Raw genomic sequence first — 230 nt, 5'->3', positions numbered from 1 at the left:
ATAACTGGATTGGCGCTATTTACTACAAGGCAATTATGAAAGAACACCAGGGCAAAAAATACTATACCCTCATTGGCTTCGACGATTTTAGTGTAAATGCTAACCGCAAATGGATGGAAGTATTGCATTTTAATGAGAGGGGTGAACCTGTAATTGGGGGTCCGTTTATTTCCTTTAAAGAAGATTCCATCAAACGCCCCACCCAGGCCAGGTTTGCTATAGAGTATAAA

Annotated in this window: 1 protein-coding gene; it reads left to right on the top strand. The window is 40.4% G+C overall.

Annotated features, from left to right (window positions below):
• Nucleotides 1-35: 35 nt before the first annotated feature.
• The coding region (locus QCD75_RS22105) for a hypothetical protein (protein ID WP_301231663.1) at nucleotides 36-230 on the top strand (195 nt) is incomplete at its 3' end.

This window comes from Arthrobacter sp. PsM3 (assembly GCF_030433895.1).
Taxonomy (GTDB): Bacteria; Actinomycetota; Actinomycetes; order Actinomycetales; family Micrococcaceae; genus Arthrobacter.
This window is presented reverse-complemented; position numbering and strand designations above follow the sequence as displayed.